The sequence below is a fragment of the Streptomyces sp. NPDC047043 genome (genome assembly GCF_040644055.1).
Lineage (GTDB): Bacteria > Actinomycetota > Actinomycetes > Streptomycetales > Streptomycetaceae > Streptomyces.
The window spans coordinates 228,324-248,523 of sequence record NZ_JBEYVO010000012.1 but is presented as its reverse complement, the minus strand read 5'-3'; the positions used below and the strand labels follow the sequence as shown (position 1 = coordinate 248,523).

At 70.1% G+C, this 20,200-nt stretch carries 21 protein-coding genes; 7 read left to right on the top strand and 14 right to left on the bottom strand.

Translation table 11 applies throughout. The features are described from left to right. Positions 1–202: 202 nt before the first annotated feature. Positions 203–1,183: a tetratricopeptide repeat protein gene (locus tag ABZ880_RS20965; RefSeq protein WP_361264891.1), complete on the bottom strand. Its 981-nt coding sequence runs from the start codon at positions 1,181–1,183 to the stop codon at positions 203–205. Between the two features lie 231 nt (positions 1,184–1,414). Here ABZ880_RS20965 and ABZ880_RS20960 point away from each other — a divergent pair, with 231 nt between their 5' ends. Further along, entirely contained in the window at positions 1,415–2,044 is a 630-nt protein-coding gene (locus tag ABZ880_RS20960) for a TetR/AcrR family transcriptional regulator (protein ID WP_361264888.1), read from the top strand. Positions 2,045–2,089: 45 nt separating this feature from the next. Here the strand turns inward: ABZ880_RS20960 and ABZ880_RS20955 are convergent, their stop codons facing one another. The 4 genes from ABZ880_RS20955 to ABZ880_RS20940 form a co-directional block, all read right to left on the bottom strand. Then, positions 2,090–3,790, bottom strand: coding sequence for a methylmalonyl-CoA mutase family protein (locus ABZ880_RS20955; protein WP_361264885.1), 1,701 nt, complete (start codon positions 3,788–3,790; stop codon positions 2,090–2,092). 74 nt (positions 3,791–3,864) lie between these two features. Continuing rightward, positions 3,865–4,203 carry a DUF3817 domain-containing protein gene (locus ABZ880_RS20950; RefSeq protein ID WP_361264882.1) on the bottom strand — a complete coding sequence of 113 codons (339 nt, stop codon included), beginning with the start codon at positions 4,201–4,203 and terminating at the stop codon, positions 3,865–3,867. A gap of 43 nt (positions 4,204–4,246) precedes the next feature. Continuing rightward, positions 4,247–4,756: a MarR family transcriptional regulator gene (locus tag ABZ880_RS20945; RefSeq protein ID WP_361264879.1), complete on the bottom strand. Its 510-nt coding sequence runs from the start codon at positions 4,754–4,756 to the stop codon at positions 4,247–4,249. Between the two features lie 21 nt (positions 4,757–4,777). Beyond that, the gene (locus tag ABZ880_RS20940; RefSeq protein ID WP_361264875.1) at positions 4,778–6,046 is read right to left on the bottom strand and encodes an MFS transporter; all 1,269 of its coding nucleotides are present in this window, start codon (positions 6,044–6,046) and stop codon (positions 4,778–4,780) included. A gap of 77 nt (positions 6,047–6,123) precedes the next feature. Between ABZ880_RS20940 and ABZ880_RS20935 the strand changes: the two genes are divergently transcribed. Further along, a complete protein-coding gene (locus tag ABZ880_RS20935; protein WP_361264872.1) occupies positions 6,124–7,107 on the top strand; it encodes a DUF5937 family protein in 984 nt (327 codons plus the stop codon). Between the two features lie 115 nt (positions 7,108–7,222). Further along, positions 7,223–8,233, top strand: a complete 1,011-nt coding sequence (locus tag ABZ880_RS20930) for a glycoside hydrolase family 6 protein (protein WP_361264869.1) — start codon at positions 7,223–7,225, stop codon at positions 8,231–8,233. Here ABZ880_RS20930 and ABZ880_RS20925 read toward each other — a convergent pair. The 7 genes from ABZ880_RS20925 to ABZ880_RS20895 all read right to left on the bottom strand — a co-directional run bounded on the left by ABZ880_RS20925 (position 8,226) and on the right by ABZ880_RS20895 (position 15,241). After that, complete coding sequence (locus ABZ880_RS20925; RefSeq protein ID WP_361264866.1) at positions 8,226–10,175, bottom strand: kelch motif-containing protein; 1,950 nt, start codon at positions 10,173–10,175, stop codon at positions 8,226–8,228. The genes ABZ880_RS20930 and ABZ880_RS20925 overlap by 8 nt on opposite strands. A 4-nt stretch (positions 10,176–10,179) precedes the next feature. Continuing rightward, complete coding sequence (locus ABZ880_RS20920) at positions 10,180–12,012, bottom strand: cellulose synthase catalytic subunit (protein ID WP_361264863.1); 1,833 nt, start codon at positions 12,010–12,012, stop codon at positions 10,180–10,182. Between the two features lie 343 nt (positions 12,013–12,355). Next, positions 12,356–13,006 carry a TetR/AcrR family transcriptional regulator gene (locus tag ABZ880_RS20915; RefSeq protein WP_361264860.1) on the bottom strand — a complete coding sequence of 217 codons (651 nt, stop codon included), beginning with the start codon at positions 13,004–13,006 and terminating at the stop codon, positions 12,356–12,358. Continuing rightward, positions 13,003–13,689: a DUF4166 domain-containing protein gene (locus tag ABZ880_RS20910; protein ID WP_361264857.1), complete on the bottom strand. Its 687-nt coding sequence runs from the start codon at positions 13,687–13,689 to the stop codon at positions 13,003–13,005. Before ABZ880_RS20910 ends, ABZ880_RS20915 begins: the two co-directional genes overlap by 4 nt. Further along, positions 13,689–14,447: a hypothetical protein gene (locus ABZ880_RS20905; RefSeq protein WP_361264854.1), complete on the bottom strand. Its 759-nt coding sequence runs from the start codon at positions 14,445–14,447 to the stop codon at positions 13,689–13,691. The genes ABZ880_RS20910 and ABZ880_RS20905 overlap by 1 nt, the downstream gene beginning before the upstream one ends. A gap of 159 nt (positions 14,448–14,606) precedes the next feature. Beyond that, complete coding sequence (locus tag ABZ880_RS20900) at positions 14,607–14,900, bottom strand: MTH1187 family thiamine-binding protein (protein WP_361264851.1); 294 nt, start codon at positions 14,898–14,900, stop codon at positions 14,607–14,609. Then, positions 14,897–15,241, bottom strand: a complete 345-nt coding sequence (locus ABZ880_RS20895; RefSeq protein WP_361264848.1) for a DUF3817 domain-containing protein — start codon at positions 15,239–15,241, stop codon at positions 14,897–14,899. The genes ABZ880_RS20900 and ABZ880_RS20895 overlap by 4 nt, the downstream gene beginning before the upstream one ends. Before the next feature lie 159 nt (positions 15,242–15,400). Between ABZ880_RS20895 and ABZ880_RS20890 the strand changes: the two genes are divergently transcribed. The 4 genes from ABZ880_RS20890 to ABZ880_RS20875 all read left to right on the top strand — a co-directional run bounded on the left by ABZ880_RS20890 (position 15,401) and on the right by ABZ880_RS20875 (position 18,057). Next, positions 15,401–16,033, top strand: a complete 633-nt coding sequence (locus ABZ880_RS20890; protein ID WP_361264999.1) for an AIM24 family protein — start codon at positions 15,401–15,403, stop codon at positions 16,031–16,033. 1 nt (position 16,034) lies between these two features. After that, entirely contained in the window at positions 16,035–16,685 is a 651-nt protein-coding gene (locus ABZ880_RS20885; protein ID WP_361264845.1) for an AIM24 family protein, read from the top strand. Between the two features lie 2 nt (positions 16,686–16,687). Continuing rightward, a complete protein-coding gene (locus tag ABZ880_RS20880) occupies positions 16,688–17,485 on the top strand; it encodes an AIM24 family protein (protein ID WP_361264996.1) in 798 nt (265 codons plus the stop codon). A 95-nt stretch (positions 17,486–17,580) separates the two neighbouring features. After that, entirely contained in the window at positions 17,581–18,057 is a 477-nt protein-coding gene (locus ABZ880_RS20875) for a MarR family transcriptional regulator (protein WP_232652354.1), read from the top strand. Here the strand turns inward: ABZ880_RS20875 and ABZ880_RS20870 are convergent. Both ABZ880_RS20870 and ABZ880_RS20865 read right to left on the bottom strand, forming a co-directional pair. Continuing rightward, complete coding sequence (locus ABZ880_RS20870) at positions 18,054–19,481, bottom strand: HAMP domain-containing sensor histidine kinase (RefSeq protein ID WP_361264842.1); 1,428 nt, start codon at positions 19,479–19,481, stop codon at positions 18,054–18,056. The genes ABZ880_RS20875 and ABZ880_RS20870 overlap by 4 nt on opposite strands. Next, positions 19,478–20,134, bottom strand: a complete 657-nt coding sequence (locus ABZ880_RS20865; protein WP_361264839.1) for a response regulator transcription factor — start codon at positions 20,132–20,134, stop codon at positions 19,478–19,480. The genes ABZ880_RS20870 and ABZ880_RS20865 overlap by 4 nt, the downstream gene beginning before the upstream one ends. Between the last annotated feature and the right edge of the window lie 66 nt (positions 20,135–20,200).

Sequence of the window (20,200 nt, the reverse complement as noted above, 5' to 3'; positions counted from 1 at the left end):
CAGTCGAGGGGGAGGACAAAACTATTGATCGTTGGACAGAATCCGACAGATCAACGCCCGTAACTTACTGGGAGTAACAGCGGCCGCGTTTACCAAGATTTGGTAAAGCGCGGCCGCACTGACGTTCCCCCGGCAAATCTTTCACTTGGGCATCACATGACGTGGCGTTTAGCGACTGGTCAGAACCGGGCCGCCGCCCCGCTCAGAACAGTGCGCGAGCAAGCGCCCGACGGGCCGCCGCCACACGCGGATCATCCGCCCCAACAACCTCGAAGAGCTCCAGCAGTCGCAGACGTACCGTGTCCCGGTCGTCACCCGCGGTGCGCTGGACGGTCTCGATGAGCCGACCGAACGCGTCCTCCACATGACCGCCGACCAGATCCAGGTCCGCCGCGGCGATCTGCGCCCGGACGTCGGCCGGCTTCTCGGCCGCGTCCTTGCGCGCCTGCTGCGGGTCGAGGCCCTGCACCCGCTGCAGCAACTCGGCCTGGGCGAGCCCGAGTTTGGCCTCCGGGTTGGCCGGGTCCTCACTCAGCACGTTCTTGTACGCCTGCACCGCACCGCCGAAGTCCCCTGAATCCAGGGCCCGTACGGCTGCCTCGAGCAGCGCGTCGTACGGCCCGGCCGGCACCGGCTCGGCCGCAGGCCGGCCGCCGCCCGGCTCGGCGTCCGGGTCGACCGTGAGGCCGGTCAGGCCGAAGCGCTGCTCGGCGACCTGGACCAACTGGTCGAGGGTCTGGCGGATCTGGGCCTCACCGGCGGCCCCCTGGAAGAGCGGCAGCGCCTGGCCGGCGACGACCGCGAACACCGCGGGGATCCCCTGGACCCCGAACTGCTGCATCAGCATCTGGTTGGCGTCGACGTCGATCTTGGCGAGCAGGAAGCGGCCGGCGTACTCGACGGCGAGCCGCTCGAGGACCGGGCTCAGCTGCTTGCAGGGCTCGCACCACTCGGCCCAGAAGTCGATGACTACGGGTACCTCGGTGGACCGCTGCAGGACGTCGCGCTCGAACCCGGCCTCGTCGACCTCGATGACGAGGTCGGCCGGGGAGACGGCTCCCGTGCCGCCGCCCTGCCGGGCCGCTTCGGCGCGGGCCTGCTCCGCCTTCGTCTTGGCCTCCTGGGCCGCCTTCACCGCGGCGAGGTCGACGACTCCGCTCATGGACATGTTCCGTGGCTGCATGCGTCTATCCTCCCCCGTCTGCGCGCGCAAGTGAAAAGCGTTGTGAAAGCCGGTCGTACTGTTCGCTGTCGGACGCCGGGTCCCCACCCCACGCCCAGTGGTCGTCGCCCGTGGATCCGCTCACGAGCTTTCGCTACGAGTCGTAGCGTAATGGCACCGGGTGCCTTCGGAACACCACCCCCCGGTGATCTCCCTCACGGCCTCACAGGAACCGCCGGTTATGGTCGTGGGATGCAGAGCCGCACTCCCGCCCCACGGGCCACAGGACGCCCGCGCAGCGCTGCCGCGGACGCCGCGATCCTGGCGGCCACACGGGAGGCGCTGGTCGAGCTGGGCTGGTCGAAGCTCACCCTGGGAGACGTGGCGACGCGGGCCGGGGTTGCAAAGACGACCCTGTACCGCCGCTGGGCGGGCAAGAACGAGCTGGTGGTCGACGCGGTGGCCGAGCTCTTCGACGAACTGACCCTCCCCGACCGCGGCACCCTGGCCGCCGACATCGAGGGCGTGGTCCTGCAGTTCGCGGCGATCCTCGCCCGTCCGGAGGCCAGGAGCGGCCTGATGGCGGTGGTCGCGGAGTCCACCCGCGACGACGCGCTGCGCGCACGGATCCGCGAGTCGATCGTGGAGCGCCAGAAGCGCCTGGTCCTGGAGGGCCGCTCCCGCGCCCAGACCCGTGGCGAGCTGCCCCCGGAGACGGATCCCGGGGAGGCGGCCCGCACGGTCGACCTGATCTTCGACGTGGTGGCCGGCGCGGTGGTCCACCGCACCCTGGTGAGCGCGGAACCGGCCGACGAGGAGTGGGTGCGGAGTTTCACGCGGGTGCTGCTGCTGGGGCTGTCGGGAGCCTCCCAGGCCGTCTAATCAGCGGACGGCCCGGGAAGGGAGGGTCCGCCCGGAGGGGACGGTCTAGAAGCCCGCCGGCTCGGTGTACACCCCCCACTCGTCCCGCAGCACCCCGCAGATCTCGCCGAGGGTCGCCTCCGCCCGCACCGCGTCCAGCATCGGCCCGATCATGTTCGCTCCGGACCTGGCGGCGGCCAGCATGCCGTCCAGGGCGGTGCGTACGGCGGTCTCGTCCCGGGCGGTCCTACGGGCGCCCAGCACCCGTACCTGCTCCCGCTCGACCTCGTGGCTGACCCGCAGGATCTCCAGGTCGCCGGTGACGGATCCGTGGTGGACGTTCACGCCCACGACCCTCTTGTCGCCCTTCTCCAGGGCCCGTTGGTACTGGAAGGCCGACTCGGCGATCTCGCCGGTGAACCAGCCGTCCTCGATCCCGCGCAGGATGCCGGAGGTGACGGGCCCGATGGGGTGCCGCCCGTCGGGATGCGCCCTGAGTCCGCGCTCCTTTATCTGCGCGAAGATCTTCTCCGCGTCCGCCTCGATCCGGTCCGTCAGCTGCTCGACGAACCACGAACCGCCCAGCGGATCGGCCACGTTGGCGACGCCGGTCTCCTCCATGAGGACCTGCTGCGTGCGCAGCGCGATCTCCGCGGCCTGCTCGCTCGGGAGCGCGAGGGTCTCGTCGAGGGCGTTGGTGTGCAGCGAGTTGGTCCCGCCGAGCACCGCGGCGAGCGCCTCCACCGCCGTTCGCACCACGTTGTTGTACGGCTGCTGGGCGGTCAGCGAGACTCCAGCGGTCTGCGTGTGGAAGCGCAGCCACTGCGCCTTCTCGGACTTGGCCCCGTAGACGTCCCGCATCCAGCGCGCCCAGATCCGGCGCGCGGCGCGGAACTTGGCGATCTCCTCGAAGAAGTCGACGTGTGCGTCGAAGAAGAAGGAGAGCCCCGGCGCGAACACGTCCACGTCCAGCCCGCGGCTGAGTCCCAACTCGACGTATCCGAAACCGTCCGCGAGCGTGTAGGCCAGCTCCTGCGCGGCCGTGGCCCCGGCCTCCCGGATGTGGTACCCGGAGACGGACAACGGCTTGTAGGCAGGAATCCCGGCCGCGCAGTACTCCATGAGGTCGCCGATCAGCCTCAGATGGGGCTCGGGCTGGAAGAGCCACTCCTTCTGGGCGATGTACTCCTTGAAGATGTCGGTCTGGAGGGTTCCGTTGAGCACCCCCGGATCCACGCCCTGCCGCTCGGCGGCGACGAGGTACATGCAGAAGACCGGCACGGCGGGACCACTGATGGTCATGGAGGTGGTGACGTCCCCCAGCGGGATGTCCTTGAACAGCACCTCCATGTCGGCGGCGGAGTCGATGGCGACCCCGCAGTGACCGACCTCCCCGAGCGACCGCGGATCGTCGGAGTCCCGCCCCATGAGGGTGGGCATGTCGAAGGCGACGGACAGACCCCCGCCTCCGTTGCCGAGGATCATCTTGTACCGCTCGTTGGTCTGCTCGGCGTTCCCGAACCCGGCGAACTGCCGGATGGTCCACGTCCGCCCCCGGTATCCGGTCGGATACAGCCCGCGCGTGAACGGGTACTCCCCCGGCCACCCGATCCGCTCGAACCCCTGGTACGCATCCCCTGGCCGGGGCCCGTACACCGGCTCCACCGGATCCCCGGAGAGCGTACTGAAGTCGGCCTCACGCTTGCGCGAAGCGTCGTACCGGGCCTGCCACCGTCGGCGGCCCTCTTCGATGGCGTCAGCGTCCATACCTTCAAATTTACTAGGACGTCCTAGTAACTGTCGACGGGGGACCGCCGGACGCGTACCAGTGCGGCGGCGGGTTACGCCTTGGCGACCGCCGGTGACTCCTCGGCGACCTTGGCCTCGAGCTCGTGGCTGACCTTGCGCTCGACGAAGAAAGCGGCCGTGGGAATCGTTCCTGCAAGCAGCACCCACAGTTGCTTGCCGACCGGCCACTTCGCCTTGGAGCCCAGGTCGAAGGCGAAGACGAGGTAGACGACGTAGAGCCAGCCGTGCGCGATGCCCACGATGCGGGTGAAGTCGTCGGCGCCGTCGAGGTGGAGGCCGTACTTGGCGATCACACCCAGGGTGAGAACGATCAGCAGCACACCGGTGACGTAGGCCATGACGCGGTAGCGGGTCAGCACGCTCTTCTTCATGCCGTCGAGCGTAACCGCCCGTTCCGGGAGATCTTGGCCCGGGTCACTCCTCGTCGAAATCGCTCGCCGCCACCCGAAGCGGTCGCAGCATTGCGAAGATTTCTGCGCACTCCTCCGCGTCGTAGACGCCCAGGCCGAAGTCCATGGCCATCAGGTCGCGGGTGGCTGCCTCCACGACCTCGCGGCCCTTGTCGGTGATGGAGGCGAGGGTGCCGCGGCCGTCGTTGGGGTTGGGGCGCTTGGCGACCAGGCCCGACTTCACCAGGCGGTCGACGGTGTTGGTGACCGACGTCGGATGGACCATCAGGCGTTCGCCGATCTTGGACATCGTCAGCTCACCCTCCTTGGAGAAGGTGAGCAGCACCAGCGCCTCGTACCGCGCGAACGTCAGCCCGTACGGCTTGACCACCGCGTCGACCTCGGCGAGCAGGATCTGGTGCGCGCGCATGATCGAGGTGATCGCCGCCATCGACGGCACGTTTCCCCAGCGCCGCTTCCACAGTTCGTCGGCGCGGGCGATGGGATCGAAGGGAAGACTGAGCGGCTTCGGCACGCCACTGACCTTACCGGCCGGTCACATGGTGGTCAGCCCCGTCTCGTCTTTCGGTCGGGTCCGGTCCGCTTCCCAGGCGAGCAGGGCGCAGCACCCCGCGCCGAGCACCCCGGCACCCGCCACCGTCGCGGCCACTCCGGCGAACTCGGCGACGACACCGGCCAGTGCCATTCCCACCCCCTGGATCGTCATCAGCCCGGCGGTGAGCAGGGTCATCGCCCGGCCGCGCAGCTCCTCCGGCACGGCCCGTACGAACCACTGGTCCAGGCCCAGCGTGTACGCCGACCCGGCGCCCGACAGCAGCAGAAGGGCCAGCGACGCCGCGAGGCCGGGGTGGAGGGCGTAGCCGACGTACGGGAGGAGCGTGACCACGACCAGGGGGAGCGCCATGCGTTCGCGGGTGGCGGGGCGCAGCCGGGAGCCCGCGTACAGCTCGCCGGCGATCGTGCCCACCGGCAGCGCGCACATCAGGAGGCCGAGTCCCACGGAGCCGGTGGACAGGTCGTGGGCGTAGGGGGCGGCCAGCGCCTCCGGGGCGACGGAGAACATCGGCGGGACCCAGAAGAGCAGGAGCAGGGCGCGGACTCGGCGGTCGGCCAGGACCTGGCGGGCGCCCGCCAGGGAGTCCCGCACCAGGCGGGTTCCGGCGTTGGCGCGCGCGGGTCTGCGGCGGGTGCCGAAGCGGAGCAGCAGGGCGGACGCGCAGAACGTGCCGACCGTGATCAGCAGCGCATGCCGCGGCGACACGACGATCAGCAGCAGGCCGCCCAGGCCGAACCCGACCAGCAGCGCGCTCTGCGACACGATCCGCAGCAGGGAGCGGCCGAGCACGAACAGATCGCCGTCGCCGAGGATGTCCGCGAGAGTGGCCGTCCTCGTCCCCTGGAACACCGGCGCGACGACGGCCAGGCAGCAGCGGAGGGCCAGCAGTACGGCGATGTGCGTGCCCGGCACCACCATCAGCGCCACGCATCCCGCGCACACCAGGTCGCACACCACCAGCACGCGCCGGGCCGGAAAGCGGTCGGCGACCCCCGCGAGCAGGGTCCCGCCGACGACGTACGGCAGAAAGCCCAGCGCGAAGGCGAGCGCGCTCAGCAGGGGCGAGCCGGTGAGGTCGTAGACCAGGACGGAGAGGGCGATCTCGCTGACGATCAGGCCGAGGAGCGAGAGTGCATGGGCGGCGAAGACGGCGCGGAACTCGCGGACGGCGAAGACGTCGAGGTAGCGGCCGTCGGCGGGAGGAGCGGGGGCGGGCAGGGTCGTGGTGCCCTCGGGTTCGTCCGGCATGACGGCAGCGTGCACGCGCGCGCACCGGCCGCCGTAGAGTTTCGGCTGCAACCGAATATTACGGAGGAGGGGCGGTCATGCCCTCGCGTCTGCACTTCGGGGAGGACGACTTCCTCCGGTGCCGCTTCGCCGTGTCCCCGCTGTGGGAGACGCAGGAGGTCGTGCGCATGCTCAAGCGGCCGGAGCGGCAGGGGTACCACGCGCACTGGCTGCGGCGGACGGGCAGGGCCGCAAGCTCGCTCGACCTCACCGGTCTGTGGCTGCTGATGCCGCGGCGCGGTCACTGTCCCGACTGGCTCTGCCCGCCCCCGATCGGACCGGCCGCCACCTTCGAGGAGGAGATCGCCGCCGTACGGGCGAGCTACCCGGAGGCGGCCCGCGCGGACACGGCGAAGTCTCTCGCGGACACCCCGGGCGCCCTCGACTCGCCCGAGGGCCGCAGGTGGCTGGCGGACCCGGCCCGCATGATCCGGGAGCTGTCCGACGCGATGGAGGAGGCCTGGCGCACGCTCGTCGCCCCGGACTGGCCCCGACTGCGCACCCTCCTGGAGGCCGACGTCTCCTTCCACTCGCGGCGGCTGGCCGAGGTCGGCCTCGGCGGGCTGCTGCCCGAGATCAGCCGTCGCTTCGGCTGGCACTCCGGCACGCTGACCGTGGAGTTCAGGGGCGAGCACGAGCGGCACCTCGACGGGCAGGGCCTGGTCCTGATGCCCAGCGTCTTCATCTGGCCGGACGTCGTGAGCACCTTCGAGCCGCCCTGGCAGCCGACCCTCGCCTACCCCGCCCGCGGCATCGGCGGCCTGTGGGCCGAGCCCGCGGGCCGCACCCCCGACGTTCTCGTACGACTCCTCGGGCGCGGCCGGGCCGCCGTGCTCGGCGCGCTCGACGAACCCGCCACGACGAGCGCGCTGGCGCACCGCCTGGGTCTCGCGCCGTCGTCCGTGTCCGCGCATCTGACCCTGCTGCGCGACGCCGGACTGCTCACCGCGCGGCGCTACGGCCATCAGGTCCTGTACGAGCGGACGCCGCTGGGGATCGCGCTGGTCTCGGGAGACGGCTGACCACGGGCGATCGCCGCAGCCATGTCGATTCCGGCCGCTCCAACTCCCTTGTGACACGATTTCAGACGATCATTCCGATTTGTCATCGAACGTCACCTCCGCCCAAGGGAGCAGCATGCCCCGGCTGATCCACACCCTCGCGGCTCTCGCGGTCCTCGGGCTCGCGGCGGGCTGCTCGTCCGCGTCCGACGTCGACGAGGCATCCGTGGCGGGCGCCGCCTCGAAGAAGGCGAGCCGCACCGTCTCCCCGGTCTTCTGGGTCGACCCGGACGGCCCGGCCGCCACCCAGATCCAGACGTACCGGCGGGACGGCCGCGCCAAGGACGCCGACCTGCTCGCCCGGATCGCCGACGAGCCGGTCGCGCTGTGGCCGGCCGGCGAGGTCGACCCGGGCCCCGAAGTGAAGGCGGCGGCCGCGGCCGCGAGCGGGCAGGGACGTACGGCGCTCTTCGTGGCGTACGACATCCCGCACCGCGACTGCGGCCAGCACTCGGCGGGCGGCGCGGCGGACGCGGCCGCCTACCGGTCGTGGATCGGGAAGTTCGCGGACGCGCTGGGCGACGGCAAGGCCCTGGTCGTCCTGGAACCGGACGCGGTCTCGCACATCGTGGACGGCTGCACTCCGGACGCGTACCACGACGAGCGGGAGCAGCTGCTGAGCGAGGCGATCGTCCGTCTCAAGCAGCAGCCGCACACCAAGGTGTACCTGGACGCGGGCAACCCGGCCTGGATCCAGGACCCCTGGAACCTGGTCGACCCGCTGAAGAAGGCGGGCATCGAGAAGGCCGACGGCTTCTCCCTCAACGTCTCCAACTTCCAGACGAACGAGCGCACCAAGGACTACGGCCGCAGGCTCTCCGAGGATCTCGGCGGCAAGCACTACGTCATCGACACCAGCCGCAACGGCAACGGCCCGCTGCCCGGCGTCTGGTGCAACCCGCCGGGCCGAGCGCTGGGCACCCGCCCGACGACCGACACCGGCGAGCCCGCCCTGGACGCCTATCTGTGGATCAAGCGGCCCGGGGAGTCGGACGGGACGTGCGAGGGCGGGCCGGCCGCCGGGCAGTGGTGGCCGGAGTACGCCCTGGAGCTGGCGCGCAACTCCAAGGACCAGTCGGCTACCTGACCTGGATCCACCTGGCCTCGGACGGCGTGCCCTGCGCGTCCGTCACGAACAGCATGTACCAGCCGGGCGGAACCAGGGTCGGGTCGCTCGGTACGTCGACCGTCACCGAGTGCGCGTCCTTGGTCAGGCCGAGCTCGATGGACCGCTGCTCGACATCGGTCGTGTGGGTGACCGCGCTGGGCCGCATGAGCCGGGCTTTCACCACCCGCTCGGGGTGGTCGGTCCGGAAGGTCGCGCGACGGCGTCCGTCCAGCTCCTGCGGGCCGTCGTCCAGTACGGGACGGTCCTTGCCGTTCCTGTGCAGCGCGGGCGGTGTGAAGACCTCCATGCGCTGCTCGAAGTGGCCGAGCTTGGTGTTCTGCTGGTCGTCGAAGAGCGGATCGGAGCCGAAGGTGGCGACCCGGCCGTCGGGCAGCAGCAGCGCCTCGGAGTGGTAGTTGCGGCCGACGGTGGGCGCGGCCGCCTCGCGGAAGGCGTTGCCCTTCGGGTCGTAGAACTGCGCCTTGAAGATGTTGCTGGCGCTGCGGCCGCGGTAGTCCGCGGAGCCGTTGGTGGTGAACACCGTGTCGTCCGGCATGATCACACTGTTCAAGTACCGCGTGCCCTGCGGGAGTTCGGGGCCGTCCTGGAAGACCGGGTTGTCCTTCTTCAGGTCGACGACGGCCGTGCGCGGGGTCGACTTCTTGGACTCGCCGACGCCTCCGCCGCCCAGGATCATCACCTTCTGGTCCTGCGCGGGCGGCAGCAGCAGCGAGGACGAGGTCTCCGTCTGCTGCGGGTCCCTGAGGCCCGGGACCTTCCGGAAGGTGTTGGTCCGCAGGTCCCACAGGCCCGGCTCGCGGCCCTGGTCGGCGGGACCGTAACCGGCGTTGGAGGCCGGGTAGAAGAGCGTGCCGCCCTTTGTGAGGAAGAGGGCGGGGTACGTGGGGAAGTACCGCTTCGGACCGAACGACCACTTCTTGGTCCGGGGGTCGTAGATCTCGTTGTCCCCGGGGTCGATCACGCCGAGTTCGTCCAGGCCCGACGCCGCGAGCACCCGTCCGTCCTCCAGGCCGACGAGCGTCGGGTACCAACGGGCCTTCTTCATCGGCTCGACGGGCACGTACCGCTCGGCCCGGGGGTCGAACTCGTAGGCGGCGCGGATCCCCTGGAAGTCCTCCTTGTCGAGGGTGATCCGCTCGCTCAGCCCGTACGTGTTCTTCGCGTCCCTGCCCTTCAGCCCTACGACGGCGTACTGCGACCCCGCGTCGGCGACCGACCTCGCCCCCTTCTCGGCGGCCTCGACGAAGACGCGCGCCTCGCCGGCCGTCACCTGGGCCGGCCGGCGCTGCGTCGCGCCGCGGGGGGCCCTTGCCGCACGCTGCTGCGCCTTCGGGACGGTGACGTCGAACTGGCTGACGTACTCGAGGCCGCCGGGCGACCGGAAACGGGTGCCCTTCCTCAGGTGGACCGCCTTCACGGGGTTCTCGTTCTTGACGCGCATGCCGCCGCCGGCCCGTTTCACCTCGCCGCCGAGCAGTTCGTAGCGGGCGGTGCCGCCGGCCACGAGAAGGCGGCCGTCCGGGAGTTGGGCGTGACCGGAGCAGAAGAAGTCGGCCGGGGTCGGGATCTTCTTGAAGGTGTTGTTCTTCGGGTCCCACAGGACGGTGTCGAAGGACCCGGCGTTGAACTTCTTCTGCTCGTTGCCCGATCCGGCGACGATGAGCACCTTGCCGGTGTGCAGCAGCGCGGCGTGGATGGCATTGGTCCGGTAGCGCTTCGGGATGTCGACCCGGCTCCAGGAGCCGTACTTCGCCCGGTACTCGGGCTGGGCGATCTTGTACGCGTAGTACTGCTCCTCGGCGAAGTCGAGTGCGGCCGGCGCGTTGAGGCCGGCCAGGAGCACCATGCCCCCGATGCCGAGGACGGTCTTCTTCGTCTTCTGGGACAGCCGGTGGGCCATGGCGCTAGTCGCCTCCTGTCGGGGAGCCGGAGATCGAGGAGCCGGACATGGGCGAGTCGGGCAGCGGGCAGCCGGAGGCCTGGGAGCCGACGGCGCCGGTGGCGAGGACGGGCTCCGCGGGTTCGACGACCTCCGCGGTGCGGTGCAGGGCCCGCCGCTCCCACCGATCCTTCAGCAGCTCGGAGCACCACACCGCGACCGGCGACAGGGCGATCGCCATGGCGAGGACCGCCCAGGTACGCATGGCCGCATGGGTGTGGTCGAGCACGACCGAGACGGCCAGCGAGGCCGCGAGGAACCCCGCCCACAGGAGGTGGATACGGAAGGTGAGCAGCCGGTCGGCACTGGCGTCCGCGCCCTTGGGGGTGACGACGAACCGGCTGGGCCGGCGCAGCAGCGCCTCGCAGAAGGACTTGAGGTAGATCGGCGCGGACAGCGCGGACATGGCCATGCCGGCGAGACCGCCGGACCCCTCCGGCTCGTGGGGCGAGACGTTGTGCCGCCGGTTCCACAGATACAGCCCGATCTGCAGGGCGGCGGCGTCGCTGTAGAGCATCAGCCACACCGAGACGGAGACCTCCGTGCCGGAGGCCCCGAACCACAGGAAGAGAAAGCAACTCAGGCTGCCGAGCAGCCAGTTGACGGCGGTCATCGGGTAGTACACGAGCATGAGGCTGTACGAGAAGAGACGCCCCGGGGGCATGGTGAACAGCCCCTTCCAGTACTGCTTGAGCAGCGTCTCGTACGTCCCCCGGGACCAGCGCAGCTGCTGCGTGAAGAAGTCGGTCCAGGAGGCGGGCCCTTCACCGACGGCGAGCACGTCGGGCGTGTAGACGGACCGCCAGAAGCAGCCGGTGTCGGGATTCCGCCGCCGATGCATCTCGAACCCGGTGGCCATGTCCTCGGTGATGGAGTCGTACAGCCCGCCGATCTGCTGCACGGCGGCCATCCGTACGACGTTGTTGGTGCCGACGAACATGGGTGAGCGGTAGCGGTTGCCGGCCCGCTGGATCAGTGCGTGGAAGAGGAACTGCTGCGACTCGGCGGCCTTGGTGACGGGATGCTCGTCGTAGTTGCCGTACACCTGAGGCCCCACCACAAAGGCCACATCGGGGTCCCGGAAGTAACCCATCATCCGCTCAAGAAAGTTCGGCAGCGGAACATGATCGGTGTCGACGGAGGCGAAGAACTCGTACTCGCCCCCGTGCTTGGCGATCCAGGCGTTGTAGTTGCCGTGCTTGGTCAGGGCCTTGTGCGCACCCTGGGGCCGGTTCCACTCGGGAACCCCGCGCCGGGTGAAGTGCCGGACGCCGAGCTCCGCGCACACCGCCTTGACCTGCTCGTCGTCGCCCTCGTCGAGGAGCCAGACGTCGAGGTGCCCGGGGTGGGTGATCCGCACGGCGCCCTCGAGAGTGGCGCGGACCATGGACAAGGGCTCCTTCCCCGGGACGTACGTCGTCAGGAAGGCGACGCGGGTGCCGGGTTCGGGGGCGACCGGGAGGGGGTCGCGGGCGACCATCGTGGCGTGCGCGACGGAGGCGACGTTGACGACCATGAACAGCTCGATGAGCCCGATCGCGACGAGCATCGTGACGTCGAGCCCGACCATCCACTCCTGACCGCCGTCGCGCTCCACCCAGTGGGAGGGCCACACGAGGTAGACGAGGAGCACGCCGGTCAGCAGCGGCGCGAGGGTCATCAGGGCGACGGCTCGTATCGCGTGCGGCTCGCGGGACAGGAGAGAGGTGTACTGAACCCGGTACGACGCACCGGTCGCTTCCGTGAGCGGTCCGGCGAGTCGGCTGTGGGGGTCGTATTCGTAGCCCTCCGACCGCACGGCGCCCTCCAGTGATGAAGCGTGAGCTGGGAATGAATACCGGTCACTTCACACAAAAGTCGACATACGGCGGGCTGTCGAACCGGGGGCGGCCAGGCGGGTGGGGTATGGGCGGGTGTGTGGGTGGGTCGAACCCGCTCAGCCACACCCAGCCCGTCCGGCGTTTGAGGACGAGACCCCTTCAAGACCGATCGGGTCCGGGGCGGAGCCCCGCGGGGGGGTGCGAGGGACGAAGTCCCCGCCGGGGTCCAGGGGCGCAGCCCCGGCGGGGTCGAAGGGGCAGCGCCCCTGGGGACGGGACGGGCAGGGGCGGCGGGGGCGAGAAACTCCCCCGGCCACACCGTCAGCGGCGGCCCGTCCGGCGAAGCCGGTGCCGTACCGCCCGTTGCGCCACCGGCCCGAGCTCCTCCAACGCGGCGACGAGAACGCCCAGTTGCTCCAGCGCACCCAGGGCCGCATGCGCCCCCGCCGGATCCACACCCTCGTACAGCTCGATCCCCACGAACGACGCCGCAACCGCCCGTGCCAGCCCCGCCGGATCGCTGAACTCCCCGAACGGCGTCTGCGCCAGCACCCGCGTCAGCACCTTCTCGATCTCCACGATCCAGAGCTCGAGCCCGGCCGCGGTGGCGGGCCCGAGCGTGTCATGGGTCTGCGCGCCGGCGAGCAGCTGACCGAGCAGCGCGACATGACCCCCCGCGCGCTCCTCCTCGTGGATCTGCCGCCCGACGGCGAGCAGTTCGGACAGCGACCCGACCGCGGACATCCGGTCCCGGTACCGCGCCACCGCCTGCTCGGCGCCGTACCGGCAGGCGGCGGCGAGGAGTTCGTCGACCGAGCCGAAGTGGTAGAAGACCAGCGCCTGGTTGACCCCGGCCGCCGTCGCGATCGTGCGGGCCGAGGTCTTCGCGATGCCCTGCTCGGTGAGCACCCGCAGCGCGCCCTCCAGCAGCTTCGCCTTCGTCTCCTGCGACTTGGCCGTCTCGGGACTCACGCGCGCGACTCCTCGCGGACCGGACGCAGCCCGGGCCGTACGCCACAGGTCCGGATGTCCGTGTACGTCGCCTCGAAGGAGCCCTCGTAGCCGAAGAGCGGCCCGAAGTACCGGTTCACCACCCGGACCTGGATACGGAAGCGCCCGGCGGAGTCGTCGTACGACTCACGAACCTCCGCCGTCGCACCGATGAGTTCGGGCACCCGCACGTCCACCACTCCCTCCCGGAACCGGTGTTCACCGGACCGGATCAGCAGCGAGCCGTCGGGCTCGGCGTGGAAGTGGAGGTCGCTGGCCAGGTGCTGGTGCGTCCCGAGGTAGTCGAGGATCCGGTCCCCCTTGGGACTCAGCACCATCTGGGCGTCGAAACGGCGGGCACGGCCGGGCAGGTCGAAGGTGCGCACGAAGGTCACCGTCTCACGACCGTGGCCGTCGGTGTACGGCACGTTCTCGATCACGAACGGCACCCTCCGACCCGCCCGCGGCACAAGGATGTTGCGGGTGGTCCCGAGCGCCAGGAACGGCTTCACGAACGCCCGGCCGTGCCAGATACGGTCCATCACGCCCCGCCCGGTGCACGCCTCACCGCTCGCCAGCCCGACCGAGAAGCGGCGCTGCAGCTGGGGGTGGAGGCGCTCGAAGTCCGCGCCCATGACCGTACGGAAGATCGATGTCGTGGTCATCACCGGCTCTCCAGGGCGCAGAGGAGTCGAGGGGCACGCACGCGCGTGGGCGGTGTGCGCAGACAGCGGCGGGCCGCCGGGGTGGTGGCCAGCGGCGGCGCGAGGAGGGCCAGGGAGAGCGCCACCAGGGCGAGCAGCGGAGTCGCGAAGAAGAACAGCGGTGCCAAGGGTCCGGTCAGTCGGAGCAGGCTGCCGCAGCCGAAGCCGGTGCAGGCGAGGGTGATCGTCAGGGCCCGCGCCAGCAGTTCGAGGAGCCAGTTCGTGCGCGCCCGCTCCGGGGTGATCCCGCGCTCAAGCCACAGCCGCAGACGGTCGAAGGACCACGCCGTCGCCCACCCCATGAGCGGACGGAACATGACCCGGTCGGCCAGTGCGCCGAACGCGCCCCACCGCGGCCGGTAGTCGTAGCCGGTCAGGAAGCGGACTCCGTCGCCGTCGGGGACGTATCGCCAGTAGCCGCTGCCCTGGGCCAGCAGCGAGAGCGGGTGCGGGGAGGAGAAGCTGAGCGCGGAGGTGCGGGTGCCGTCCGGACGCTCCCGCTCGCCCGCCGAGACGCCGGTGCCGGCGACCGTCAGGAAGGGCAGCACGCGCGTGGCGTACCGGAAGCGCTGCGGCTCGCCCTCCGCGCGCGGGAGGTACTCGATCTCGGTGAAGCGGAGGTCCCAGCGCTGGTGCTCGGCCGGTTCCTGCGTGCGGGTCCAGAGGTCGTCGAGCTCGGCGCGGATCCGCGCCTCGATGTAGAGCCCCGTATGGCCCATGTGAATCCCCCAGGTCAGCCAGTGGTTTGAGCGACTGCTCAAACAGCCTGGGCATGAAAGTACACCTGTTTGAGCGATCGCTCAAACAGTAGGCACGAGAAAACCCCGACCCGCGTGGGCCGGGGTTCTGCATGGGCCGGGGTTCTGCATGCGGAGGCTCTACTCGGCGAGGTGCCGCTCCACCGTCTCCACCTTCGAGGTGAGCCCGTCGGTCACGCCGGGCCGGATGTCCGCCTTGAGGACCAGGGACACCCGCGGCGCCCGCTCCTCGACGACGGCGACGGCGCGTTTGACGACGTCCATGACCTCGTCCCACTCGCCCTCGATCGAGGTGAACATCGCGTCGGTGCGGTTCGGCAGCCCGGACTCCCGTACGACGCGGACGGCGTCGGCGACGTACTCCCCCACGTCCTCGCCGACCCCCAGCGGCGTCACTGAGAAGGCGACGATCATGCGTTCACGACCCCTTCCTTGCGGGCGCGGGAGGCGATGACCTCGTCCTCGGCGGCGCGCTTGAGCCTGCGCTCGGCGAAGAAGCCGCCGGTCGGCAGGACGGAGAGGACGAAGTAGAGGGCCGCGGTGCCGAAGCTCCACTTGGTGCGGTTCCAGGCGTCGGCCCAGAAGATCACGTACAGGATGAACAGGACACCGTGGACCATGCCCATCACCGGCACCGCGTTGAAGTCCGTGGTCCGCTTCAGGACCGAGCAGACCAGCAGGAGGAGGAACGAGACGGCCTCGGGGGCCGAGACGAGGCGGAGGCGTCGGAGGGCAGTGGCGGTCTTGAGGTCCACGGGTCACCTTCGGTGGGAGACAGGTCGCTCTTTGTGAACGGAAGCACAAGCGTTCGCCCATTGTGACAAACCGTTGCCCTCAGGGTGCGTTCAGGGTCCGTCTCCACCCGCAGGCCCTGTTCGCCGTACCGGCCCGGCCTATACCTTCGCAGCGTGGCGATGTTCCGACTTCAAGGCAGCAAGGTGCTGGCCGTCGACATGACCGGGGACGCCGTGAAGGCGAAGAACGGCTCGATGGTCGCGTACGACGGGCAGATGGCCTTCAAGAAGCTGAGCGGTGGCGGTGAGGGCCTGCGGGGCATGGTGACGCGGCGGCTCACCGGCGAGCAGATGACCGTGATGGAGGTGAAGGGGCACGGGACGTGCTGGTTCGCGGACCGGGCCTCGGAGATCAACCTCGTCAATCTCCAGGGGGACAAGCTGTACGTGGAGTCGAGCAATCTGCTCGCGACCGACGCCGGCCTCAGGACCGGCACCACGTTCACGGGGCTGCGCGGCGCCTCGCAGGGCAACGGGCTGTTCACGACGACCGTCGAGGGCCACGGCCAGGCGGCGATCATGTCGGACGGCCCGGCGGTGGTGCTGCGGGTCACCTCGCAGTACCCGCTGACCGTCGACCCCGGCGCCTACATCGGGCACCAGGGGAATCTGCGGCAGTCCTTCCAGTCCGGTGTGACGTTTCGCACGTTCCTCGGGGAGGGCGGCGGCGAGGCCTTCCAGATCCGCTTCGAGGGGGACGGGCTGGTGTACGTACAGCCCAGCGAGCGGAACACGATCGCGGGGGATGTGTGACATGGCCTTCCGTGAGATCAACTCCAAGATGGTCGAGGCGACGGTCCTGCCCGGCCAGCGGCTGTTCAGCCAGCGCGGCGCGATGCTCGCCTACAAGGGCGAGGTGTCCTTCACGCCGAACATGCAGGGCGGCCAGGGCGGGATCATGTCGATGATCGGCCGTCGGGTCGCCAACGAGGCGACGCCCCTGATGAGCGTCGAGGGCAGCGGCACGGTCCTGTTCGGGCACGGCGGCCACCACGTCCAGGTCATCAACCTCACCGGCGACACGCTCTACGTGGAGGCGGACCGCCTGCTCGCCTTCGAGGGCACGCTCCAGCAGGGCACGATGTTCATGGGCTCACAGGGCGGAGTCATGGGCATGGTCCGCGGCCAGGTCACCGGCCAGGGGCTGTTCACCACCACCCTCAAGGGGCACGGCTCGGTCGCGGTGATGGCCCACGGGGGCGTCTTCGAGATCCCGATCACACCCCAAAGGCCCGTCCACGTCGACCCGCAGGCCTACGTCGCCCACCATGGCGACGTTCGCAACAAGCTGTCCACGGCACTGGGCTGGCGCGACATGGTGGGGCGCGGCTCCGGCGAGGCCTTCCAGCTGGAGCTCAGCGGCAACGGCGCGGTGTACGTCCAGGCCTCGGAGGAGAAGCTGTGAGCATGTACGGGGCTCCGGGCGGCGGCCCGACGGTCTACGACCCCATGACCCTGCCGGTCGACGACAACGTCAACAAGTACACCTTCTGCGTGGAGCTCAAGGGGAGCCAGTGGTTCCTGCAGAAGGGGAAGATGATCGCCTACTACGGCTCGATGGAGTTCAACGGCATCGGGCACGGCCGACTCGACCGACTTGTCCGTACGTCCTTTCATTCGCCTCTGCACGCCAGCGACTGGGTCGTGGCGGAGGGCTCGGGCAAGATGCTCCTCGCCGACCGGGCGTTTGACGTGAACTCGTACGACCTGGAAGACGGCAACCTGACCATTCGCTCGGGCAACCTGCTCGCTTTTCAGCCAAGTCTCGCGCTCAAGCAATCAATCGTGCCGGGTTTTCTGACACTGATCGGAACCGGAAAGTTCGTGGCCGCATCTAACGGTCCGGTGGTGTTCATGGAACCCCCGATCCGGGTGGACCCGCAGGCGCTCGTCGGCTGGGCCGACTGCCCGTCGCCGTGCCACCACTACGACCACGGCTACATGACGGGCCTGATGGGCGGTCTACGTGCGATGACGGGCCTCGGCGGGGCCTCCGGGGAGGAGCACCAGTTCGAGTTCGTCGGAGCCGGCACCGTCCTGCTCCAGTCGTCCGAGACCCTCATGGCCGAGCAGGCGGCGGGGGCGGTTCCGCACGAGCCCGGAGTGCCCGGTGGCGGCGGTACATTCACAGGGCCCTCACAGCAACCCGGCGCACCGCGCCTTCCCGGACAGCTGGGGGACCTCCAGCGTCGCTTCGGGCTGTGAGCGGTAGTCTGCGGAGTGTGACGTCGAACGTGTGCGCGCCAACGTCACACCACCCTCACTAGTTCGCATTTCAACATTTTAGGTAGACTTCATTCATGGAGACCGAGACGGCCACCCGCTGGCTGACCGATGCGGAGCAGTGCGCCTGGCGCACCCACCTGGAGGTCAACAGGCTGTTGACGTACCAGCTCGAGAGGGACCTGCAGCCGTTCGGCCTGACAATGAACGACTACGAGATCCTGGTGAACCTCTCGGAGTCGGAGGACGTACGGATGCGGATGAGCGACCTCGCGTCCGCCACCCTCCAGTCCAAGAGCCGCCTCTCCCACCAGATCACGCGGATGGAGAACGCGAACCTGGTCCGCCGCGAGAACTGCGAGTCCGACCGCCGCGGGCTCTACGCGGTCCTCACGGAGCACGGCATGGAGACGATGCAGAAGGTCGCGCCGCATCATGTGGCGTCCGTCCGCAGGCACTTCATCGACCTGCTGTCCCCCGAGGCCATGGCGGAACTCGACAAGGCCCTGAAGCCCATCGCGGAACACCTCCGCGGGCAGCGGGGGCGCCCCTAACGCTCAGACGAGACCATCGGCAGGCGGAGTTCGAACAGGGCTCCGCCTGCCGGTGCGTTCCGGACCGTGAGCGTGCCGCCGTGTCGTACGGCGACGTCGCGGGCGATGGCGAGGCCGAGGCCCGCGCCGCCGTCGTCGCGGCTGCGGGCGGCGTCGAGCCGTACGAACCGCTCGAAGACCCGCTCGCGGTCCTCCTCGGGCACCCCGTCCCCGTCGTCGGCGACCTCGAGCACGGCGTGGTCCCTGTTCCGCCGTACGGACACGGTGACCGCCGAACGGGCGTGCCGCTGGGCGTTGTCGAGCAGGTTGGCCAGCAGTCGCTCCAACTGGCCCCGGGATCCGGCCACTTCCACCGTGTCCACGGTGTCCGGCGTCACACCCTTTCGCTGGGCCGCCTCCTCCCGGGCCAGCGCGCCCAGGTCGAAGCGTGCGTCGGCCGGCCGCTCCCCCGCGTCCAGCCGGGCGAGCAGCAGCAGGTCGGCGGCGAGGCGCTGCAGTCGTACGGTGTCCTCGACGGCGCCCTCCAGGTCCAGCAACCCGCGGTGTGCGACGCCCACTTCGAGCTGGGTGCGCAGGGAGGCGATCGGGCTGCGCAGTTCGTGGGAGGCGTCGGCGACGAAGCGGCGCTGGCGTTCCACGGAGGTCTCCAGGGCGGCCAGCGTCTCGTTGGTGGTGCGGGCCAGGCGGGCGACCTCGTCGTGGGTGTCCGGGACGGGGACGCGGCGGGCCAGGTCCTCGGAGGCGGTGATCGCGGCCATCTCGCCGCGGATGCCCTCGACGGGGCGCAGCGCACGCCGGGTGACCAGCCATGTCACGCCCGCGACGACGCCGAGCAGCAGCGGGAACCCGATCAGCATGACCGTCTGCGCGGTGCGGACGGCGCCCTGTTCGGCGGAGAGCGGGGCGCCGGCGTGGACGGTGAGCTGGCCCTTGCCCTCGACCTCGACCCGTACGGCGGCGAAGCGGTAGTCGGCCCTCTCGCCGTCGATCGTGGCGGAGCCGTTGGTGAAGGTGGTCCTGTCGTCGATCTCGCCGGGTTCGAGGGCGGATTCGTGGTCGTCCGCGTCGTCGTCGGCATCGTCGCCGGCGCTTGCGGATGCGCTCGGCTGCGGCTTCACGGCGTCCGTGTCCGTGCCGCTGATCCTCTCCAGGTCCTCGCTGACCGCGACCAACGTGCCGTTGGCGTCGACGACTTGGACCGGCTCCTCGTCCCCGTCCAGGGACAGCTCGTCGTAGCGCTTCCCCACGGCCAGATCGGTGGCGACCGACCGCGCGGTGCGCTCCGCCTGCGTGCCCGCCTGGCCCAGCAGGTTGGACCGCAGGGACAGCAGTACGGCGGCCCCGGCGGCGACCAGCGCCACGGCGACGACGAGGGTGGCGGCGAGGGTCGCCCGGGCCCGAACGGAGCCGAACAGACGCCTCATCTCTCGGTCTCCAGGCGGTAACCGGCGCCCCTGACCGTCCGGATGAGCCCGGCGCGCAACTTGCGCCGCAGCGTGCTGACGTACACCTCGACGATGTTCGGATCGCCCTCGTACGCGAAGTCCCAGACGTGCTCGAGGATCTCGGCCTTCGACACCACCGCCCCGGCCCGCACCACGAGCTGCTCCAGCACGTCGAACTCCTTTGCGGTGAGGGTGACTTCGTCGTCGCCGAGGAAGACGCGGCGGGCGGCGGTGTCGACCTTGAGGTCGCCGTGGACGTGCACGGGGGAAGCCCCTGAGCCCTGACGCCTCCTCAGCAGCGCCTTGATACGGGCGACGAGGACGACGTACGAGAACGGTTTCGTCAGGTAGTCGTCCGCGCCGGTGTCCAGGCCCTCCGCCTCGTCGTACTCGCCGTCCTTGGCGGTGAGCATGAGGATCGGGACGTCGTTCCCGGCGGCCCGCAGGGCGGAGCAGACGCGGTAGCCGTTCATGCCGGGCAGCATGATGTCGAGGATCAGCAGGTCGTACGACGACTCGCTCGCCCGGTGCAGACCCTCCAGGCCGTCATGGACGACGTCCACGGCGTAGCCCTCGGCGGTCAGGCCCTTGGCCAGGGACAGGGCGAGGCGGCGTTCGTCCTCGACGATCAAGCATCGAAAGGGGTGGCGCGCAGCGCCTCGAGCAGGGTGGTGGTGGGTGACGGGCGGGCGCATGCA